The organism is Bradyrhizobium sp. (assembly GCF_019242285.1).
Taxonomy (GTDB): domain Bacteria; phylum Pseudomonadota; class Alphaproteobacteria; order Rhizobiales; family Xanthobacteraceae; genus Bradyrhizobium.
In genome coordinates this window covers 1-7,328 of the sequence record NZ_JAFAVV010000473.1, presented here as the reverse complement: position 1 = coordinate 7,328, position 7,328 = coordinate 1, and the positions used below count along the sequence as shown (strand labels likewise).

Here is a 7,328-nt window from a genome sequence, read left to right as displayed (position 1 = left end):
CTGATCCTCAACCAGGTCGGCCGCCGCCTAACCGAGATGTCGAACACGAAAGCGGGCGATCGCAAGCATCGCCAGTTGCTGATGATGCTGGATGAGTTTCCAGCTCTCGGCCGGATCGATTTCTTCGAAAGCGCACTCGCCTTCATGGGCGGCTACGGCATCCGTGCCTACCTCATCGCGCAGTCGCTGAATCAGATCGCAAAGGCTTAGGGTGAGAACAACGCGATCCCGGACAATTGTCATGTCCGCATCGCCTTTGCAGCCAATGACGAACGTTCCGCAAAGCGCATTTCGGATGCGCTAGGCACCGCAACCGAATTGCGCGCCCAGCGCAACTATGCAGGTCATCGGCTCGCGCCTTGGCTTGGCCATGTCATCGTCAGCCGTCAGGAAACCGCCCGGCCGCTGCTTACCCCGGGCGAGGTGATGCAGTTGCCGCCGGATCAGGCCATTGTGCTGGTCTCCGGACTCACGCCCATCCGCGCCTTCGCGTTCCGCCGCCAACGATCCAAAACCCTCTACCCGGCTCGCGGCCAGATTCTACCGAAGCTCCGCGCCTTTTGAGTGTTTCTTTCGTGCTCCAGGCGACCACAGGCAATATGCGCCGAGCGGAATTTCGGAGGAGGAGAGCCCGGCCGCGCCCGCATGCCGCGAGGCCGGCTGTCTGAGTCGGTGCCAACCAGATTTGCTCGACGTGAGACTTTGAGCCCGTGACAATGACCATAACCCGCAGCAGTCATCGTTGGGTCCGGGCAGAAAGGTGCGCAGCGAGCGGAAAGCAAGCATCTCACTCGCGGCGCATCGTGTGGACTGGCTGAAAGTAGCCAAGGATGAGGCGCTCGGGGTAGAACGGAAATTCACCCCAAACCTCCAAACACTACTATGTATGCGACGCCAGCTTCGATCTCTGATTTTGCACCGTTAGCTCGGAGGGCAGATATTGATCCGCCGCAGGGAATCGAGAGGATGGCGGGTTACGCCTTCGGCTCCAACCCGCCCTTGCTGGCTATGCCGCAAGCTGATCGTCGTCGAAGTCGGTCTCGTCGGCGACGGTCAGTCGATCCTGCGGCGGTGAGGCCTCACTCGTGTCCTATCCTACATAGTCCGCCCAGCACCAGCCCCGATATGGCCCGAGGTGATAGTTTTGCGGGCACCCTCCATACGGGCCCGGCCGAACCTGCCGTATCCAACACGCCTGCCTTCCACGGCCGAGCCAATAGCCCGGTGGACACCAACCAAGCGGTCCTGCGGGGACTGATAGGGGATCGGCCTCCGCGTAAGTGGCGCATCCAAAAAGCGTAAGCGCGAGCACCGTTGCACCGATCACAGCAGAACTAAACTGGCGTTTTTTCATCGATTCCTCGTCGGGATTGAGAGTGAGCCCCCAGCAACTGAGCGGTTTAGTGCACCACGGCCGCGGTGATTCAATCCGCTCGGCACTTGCGTATCGTTCTGGAACTGAACGGCCGCTGAATGAATCGCTACATTGATTAGCGTTACAAGCTGTAGCATATTAGCTGCTAGTCTCATGTATGACAAGAGGGAGCGATTCCGGTCATGCCGCTGGTGCTATCACTAATCACCAAGCCGAATGACTTCGTCGCCGAAGCCCATGACCGCTTGCCGGTGCTGCTGACCCGAGCCGCGATTTTGAATCTTGACTCACCGGTGGCGCCGACGTCGAAATTTTGCAGCCAGCGCCGAGTGATTTGCTGCAGCGCTGGCCGGTATCAAAACGGGTGAATAGCGCCGATGCAAATGGCGCGACACTGATCGAGCGCGTAGACCAGCTCATAAAATCGAGGTCAATAGGCGATAGTCTATTTGTGAACAGGAGCCAGGCAAGCAACGACGGCCTCCTGAATTTTGTACCATCGAACTTGGCCTGCTCTTGCGCCATGGCACCGGTTGTGTTACGTCCTGTAGCGCTACACGGAGCGCTGCAATGACTGATAAGCCTTTGCCGGACCTGAGTGAACTCGAACGTGAGGTCATGCAGCTCATCTGGGCCGCAGGCCCGACGACGGCTGAGGCGGTGCGCGAGGAGCTGCCGCGGCGGCTCAAGGAATCGACTGTGCGCACCGTGTTGAAGCGGCTCGAGGAGAAGGGCTATTTGGCCCACGCGGTCGAGGGCCGCACCTACGTGTTCGAGGCGACCCGGGCGCGGCAGCAGGTGGCAGCAGGCGCGGTCCGCCGCATTGTCGATCGCTTCTGCAACGGCTCGGTGGAAGAGGTTCTTGTCGGCATGATGGACGCCAAAATGTTCAACCGGCGTCAGCTCGATGCACTGCGAGACAAGATCAAGAAAGCTGGGAAGAAGTAGGTAGCGCCGGCGAAGGGGGGCGTGATGCTGTTGCATCTCGTGGAGGCGGCGCTGCGGTCTCTCGCGCTTGGCGGCACGGTGTGGCTTGCCTTGTCGCTCCTGCGCATCGAGCGCCCGCAGACCCGAATGTCCGCCTGGACCGTCGTCCTGATCGGGTCGCTCGCCATGCCTATCACAATGCACTGGATGACGGTGAGCATGCCGATCCGTGCGCCAGCCTCTTCCGAGGCCGCCATCGCGCCTGTGACGTCCGCCGCGCCCGCCCCAGCGACGCAGCTCCTGTCGGAAAGCATGAGCGTGCCGCCGGCGGCGGCAGATGCCGGCGTAGCTGCACAACTTCCTCGGTCTCCCGCCTCTTCGCCCGCGGCGGTCCCGGCGACGAATTGGCAGGCGCTCGCCATTGGCATCTATCTCGCGGTGGGCGGCGCCTTCCTGCTGCGGCTCGCGATCGGTCTTGTGCTGACCTTCCGTCTGCTGCGCCGCAGCCGCCGGCTCGATGCGGAATGGGCCGCGGGCTCCGACGTGCGCATTTGCGTCCCCATCGCGACGCCGGTGACCTTCGGCAGCACGATCCTGCTTCCTGCCCAATGCCTCGACTGGAGTCCGATGAAGCGCGGCGCTGTGCTGGCGCACGAGCGCTCCCACGTTGCGCGCGCTGACTTCCACGTGCTGCTGCTCGCGACGCTGCATCGCGCGATCTTCTGGTTCAGCCCGTTTTCCTGGTGGCTGCTCAACGAGCTCGCCGAGACGGCGGAGCTCGTCAGCGACGATGCCGCAATTGAGTCGCTCGGTGACCGCCGCTGCTACGCGGAGATTTTGCTTGATGTCGCCGACAGCGCCCGCGAAATATCGGTGGGTGTCGCGATGGCGCGAACCCGAAGCGTCGTGCGGCGCGTCGAACATATCCTGACGGCGACCGTGCCACCGCCGCGGCTTGGCGCGCGCAGACGGATACTGGCACTTGCGAGCCTCGCGCCACTCGTCGCCATGGCAAGCGCCTCCTATTCGAGCTCGCTGCCGAGAGAATCCAGCCTCGTGAAGGTGACGTTCCAGGCCGCCGAAAACCGGCTCAAGGTCGCGGCAGCGCCGGTGCTTTGGATTTCCGGCGATCTGCAGCTAGGCCCGGCCGACATGTTCCATGCGGATGCGGATTGGAAAACGGTTGCCGGCCACACGCGCGCGGTCGAGCTGCCCCCGTGGATCACCTTGAACGGCAAGGACGACGTCCTCAAGCGCATTTTTGAGAATCTCGCCGAGCGCCAGATCGGATTGGCGCTGGAGGTTCGCGTATTGCCGCGGACCGACGAGTGCCCGCAGCCGACCAAGGCCTATTCCGACCCTGATGAGCCGGAGAGGATTCTCCGGCGCCTCCACGACCTCGGCGCCGACGTCAAATATGTCGACATGGTCGACCCGTTCTTCTTCGGTCATCGGTTTTCCGGGCCCGGTGCTTGTCTTGAGCCCACGGCCAAATTGGCACGGCAGCTCGCGGAGCGGGTCAAGCTCATCCGCACTTACTTTCCGAGGGCGCAGATCGGCACGTCTGAGCTCGTCGACGAGTCGACGCCCTGGATCGATGAGCTCGTGAAGTGGACCGAAGCGTATCAGCAGACGACCGGTGAGCCGCTCGCCTTCTTTTATGCCGACGTCGCTTGGTCGCATCCGTCCATGCGCAACCTGCTGCCGCTGGGGAATGCGCTGGCCGCCCGTCACATCCCTTTCGGCATCATCTACAACGCCGATGAGGCAGCTCATTCGGATGCCGTCTGGACCGATAATACGCGCCAGCACATCGCGGAGATCGAGTCGGCGCTTGGCGTGCATCCAGATGTGGCGATCTTCCGCAGCTCGGCCGGCTCCCCAAGTCGCGTGCTGCCTGAGACGCAACCGCTCACTCTCACCAATCTCGCGTCGCAATATTTGCTGGCGCGCCCTTCGCTGACCCTGACGCGGCAATCCAACACTCTGTCGGGCCGGATGGTCGATGCGCAAGGACTGCCGGTTGCAACCGCTGACCTGACGATCGAGGCCATTGACGTTGCGGGCAGCATGGACTTGGTGGAGCGGCACCTAGCCGGCACGGTCCCGCCGGGCGCGGCGACGGCGGCCGTGGGGATTCAGGCTAATCTCTCACAGGCCTGTATGTGCGCCGGCAGCGTCGATGCCTCCGTTGGCGTCCTGCGCTATGATGAGACAAGCACCGGCCGGCATGAGGACGTTCCACCTTTTCCCCCTGCCGCCGAGGCGGAAAGCCCACCGATCCGGGCCATGGAATTCTTCCCCGGACACCCCATCAACCTCACCTTCAAGTCGTTCCCGGTGACGCCTGGTGCCACCTACGACTTGGCGATCCCGCTCGCCGTGTCCGCGAGTGGCGAGCGCGCCGCCTACGCGGTCCTCATGTTCGCGGACAGCAGTGGCAAGAGCTTACGTTGGGACCGGTTGTGGTTCCGCCCATCCGAGCGCAGCCTCGGTGTGGTCGTAACCGGCGCCGATGGTCGTTTCCGGATTGAGCTCCCGCCTGGGGTGGTCGCGGCGGGCTCAGAAATCCGCGCTTATTTTCCGGGCGGCGCATTGCTCGGATCACAGACCACGACTCTTTCACGAGAAGGTCAATTCCGACCGAGCAATACTGAATCAGAGTTTATTGGATCGAGCTCACCTCATTGAGCAGATCGGGAGCATCGCAACGCGCCGTCTGAGCAACGCGATTGCGATGATGGCGATTATCGTTGTGGCAACCGGCGCGGCTTACGACGACGGAAAATGACTGCGACGGCTCCGACGTGTAGCGCCGCATTGTGGGCTGTACCAGACTGGCCGAGACACCCGGCATCACCGCGGCCCGTCGGGGTCAGGGCCTCTTCCGCCCGCTCGGCGAATAGAGATAGAACAGACCTGCGCAGGAAATGCGCTCCCGCGCCGGCATGACCATCCCTCGGTGCCGCGGTCGAATGGCTCCGGGCCAACTACACCATGCCAGAGAAATATCCCGCCGCGCGGGGCAACGGTACAAACGGCCGATCGATCTTGACCGTAGCGCTACATCGTGTAGCATTAAGTCCGCCTCTGCTTCAAACGGCAGCCCGCTTGAAAGGTGGATTTCGATGAAGAAGTTTTTGTTCGGCAGCGTCGCGCTTGTCGCAGTTGCCGCAAACCCGGTCTGGGCCGCGGATTTGCCGCCGGCGCCGTCGCCCGTGCCATACTATAAGGCGCCGGCCATCGAGCCGGCGTACGACTGGACAGGCTTCTATATTGGCGGTCACTTCTCCAATGGCTGGACGCACGCTACCGGGCAGACGACCAACACGGCCACCGGCCAGGTCTTTGCTCCGGCCAGCACGGATACATCCGCCGCTCATGGCGGCGGTCAGATAGGCTACGACTATATGCTGCCGTCGCGCGTCGTCATCGGCATTCTCGCCGACGTCAGCTCAGGCACCAACCGCACCGTCGTCAACGCCGGCCCGTTTCAAGCCAGCGAAAATGCGAGCGACGGCAAAGTGAATGGAACGGTGCGCGGCCGTGTCGGCTATGCGTTCGACACATTGCTGGTCTATGGCACCGGCGGCTGGACCTGGAATGACGCGACTGCGACGCGAACCCAGATCGCCGGCACGGTCGGCAAGGCGACCCCGGGCACTGTCGAGACGACGTCAACTGGCCACGACGGTTGGACAGTCGGCGCCGGCCTCGACTATGTGTTCGCGCCCAATTGGGACGCGTTCGTCGAATATCGATATTCGGGCCTCATAGGCAATAACACCGTCGCGTTTCCGATCGCGCAGATCTCCACCTCCGTATCTTCGAATTCCAACGTGATCGAAGTCGGCATCAATTGGCGTTTCAACGGAGCCGGAGCGCTGATAGGGCCGCGTTACTGATCTCTTGCACACCCCGCGCCCCGGTGAAGACTGGGGGCTCGCCCTATCAGAGAGCTGGGACTTGCGCCGCATGGCAAAGCTGCTCTGAAGCCTTCAGCAATTCGAATGCTAGATATGCGGAGCTGATCGAAGCTGATCCCAGCTGTATGGGCCATACTGTCTCTTGGGTGACGACCTGATCGACGAGGCCGACCTTCTCGACGCTTTGGCGCATGTGGGCTCGCACGTAGGAAGATCTCTGCACCCGCCGATTGTCGACCTGTGCGATAGGAGGGGACCATGGGAATTGAACGCCGCGCGTTCCTGCGCAGTGCCGCCGTCGGAACCCTGGCGCTGCTTCCGCTCCCGGCGCTGGCGCAAGACGCCGTAGTCACCCTTGTCGCCGACCCGGCAGATCCCGTGGCCAATAGCGAGCCGGGGCGCTGGGCCGCCGGCGAGCTGCGCTCGGCTATCAGGGCTCGGGACCTCGACGTGCAGCAGGCGGCCTCCCTTGTCTCGGCCCCGAGCGGACTGGTTATCGTCCTCGCCGGCATGGGCGCGCCCGCGACCGCCGCACTCGCTGCGGGAAGGGCCCTTCCAGAAGGTCCGGAAGCAGTACTGCTGATGTCCGGGATACTTGACAACCGCGCGGTGCTGCTCGCTGCCGGCAGTGACGCCCTGGGCCTCGTCTATGCCGCCACAGAACTAGCCGAACGGGTTCGCAGTGCTCCCACCGCGGCCGAGGGACTTGAGCTCGGCGCCACCGTCGCTGAGCGGCCCGCGAACCGCGTTCGTTCCGTCGCTCGCTTCGTCACAAACGAGGTGGAGGATCGCGGCTGGCTGCACGACCGCCAATTTTGGGATGACTATCTGACCATGCTGGCCAGTCATCGCTTCAACGGCTTCAGCCTCACTCTTGGTATCCAGTATGATTATCCCCAGGAAGTCAGCGACGTCTATTTCTACTTCGCTTACCCGTTCCTGTTGAAAGTTCCGGGCTATGATGTGGTCGCCGCTGGGTTGCCGGACGATGAACGCGATCGCAACCTAGAGACGCTGCGTTTCATCGCCCGGGAGACCGCTCGCCGCGGTCTGCGCTTCCGGCTAGGCATCTGGACTCATGCCTATGCGTTCGACAGTCC

Annotated in this window: 5 protein-coding genes and 1 pseudogene; all 6 read left to right on the top strand. The window is 62.8% G+C overall.

Annotation, left to right across the window (positions count from 1 at the left end):
* Nucleotides 1-486 (top strand): annotated as a pseudogene (locus tag JOY90_RS18665) (type IV secretory system conjugative DNA transfer family protein); the annotation flags it as partial.
* Nucleotides 487-1,557: 1,071 nt separating this feature from the next.
* A complete protein-coding gene (locus tag JOY90_RS18660; protein ID WP_291692588.1) occupies nt 1,558-1,743 on the top strand; it encodes a hypothetical protein in 186 nt (61 codons plus the stop codon).
* A gap of 202 nt (nt 1,744-1,945) precedes the next feature.
* Nucleotides 1,946-2,323: a BlaI/MecI/CopY family transcriptional regulator gene (locus tag JOY90_RS18655; RefSeq protein WP_291692587.1), complete on the top strand. Its 378-nt coding sequence runs from the start codon at nt 1,946-1,948 to the stop codon at nt 2,321-2,323.
* 24 nt (nt 2,324-2,347) lie between these two features.
* Entirely contained in the window at nt 2,348-4,993 is a 2,646-nt protein-coding gene (locus JOY90_RS18650) for a M56 family metallopeptidase (RefSeq protein ID WP_291692586.1), read from the top strand.
* A gap of 284 nt (nt 4,994-5,277) precedes the next feature.
* A complete protein-coding gene (locus JOY90_RS18645) occupies nt 5,278-6,207 on the top strand; it encodes an outer membrane beta-barrel protein (RefSeq protein WP_291692585.1) in 930 nt (309 codons plus the stop codon).
* A gap of 279 nt (nt 6,208-6,486) precedes the next feature.
* Nucleotides 6,487-7,328: hypothetical protein (locus JOY90_RS18640; RefSeq protein ID WP_291692584.1), on the top strand; the 842-nt coding region annotated here is incomplete at its 3' end.

Bases quoted from the DNA above. Each gene is read 5' to 3' on its own strand.
- JOY90_RS18655 (WP_291692587.1), top strand. From the start codon at position 1,946: ATGACTGATAAGCCTTTGCCGGACCTGAGTGAACTCGAACGTGAGGTC.
- JOY90_RS18645 (WP_291692585.1), top strand. From the start codon at position 5,278: ATGGCTCCGGGCCAACTACACCATGCCAGAGAAATATCCCGCCGCGCG.
- JOY90_RS18660 (WP_291692588.1), top strand. From the start codon at position 1,558: ATGCCGCTGGTGCTATCACTAATCACCAAGCCGAATGACTTCGTCGCC.
- JOY90_RS18650 (WP_291692586.1), top strand. From the start codon at position 2,348: ATGCTGTTGCATCTCGTGGAGGCGGCGCTGCGGTCTCTCGCGCTTGGC.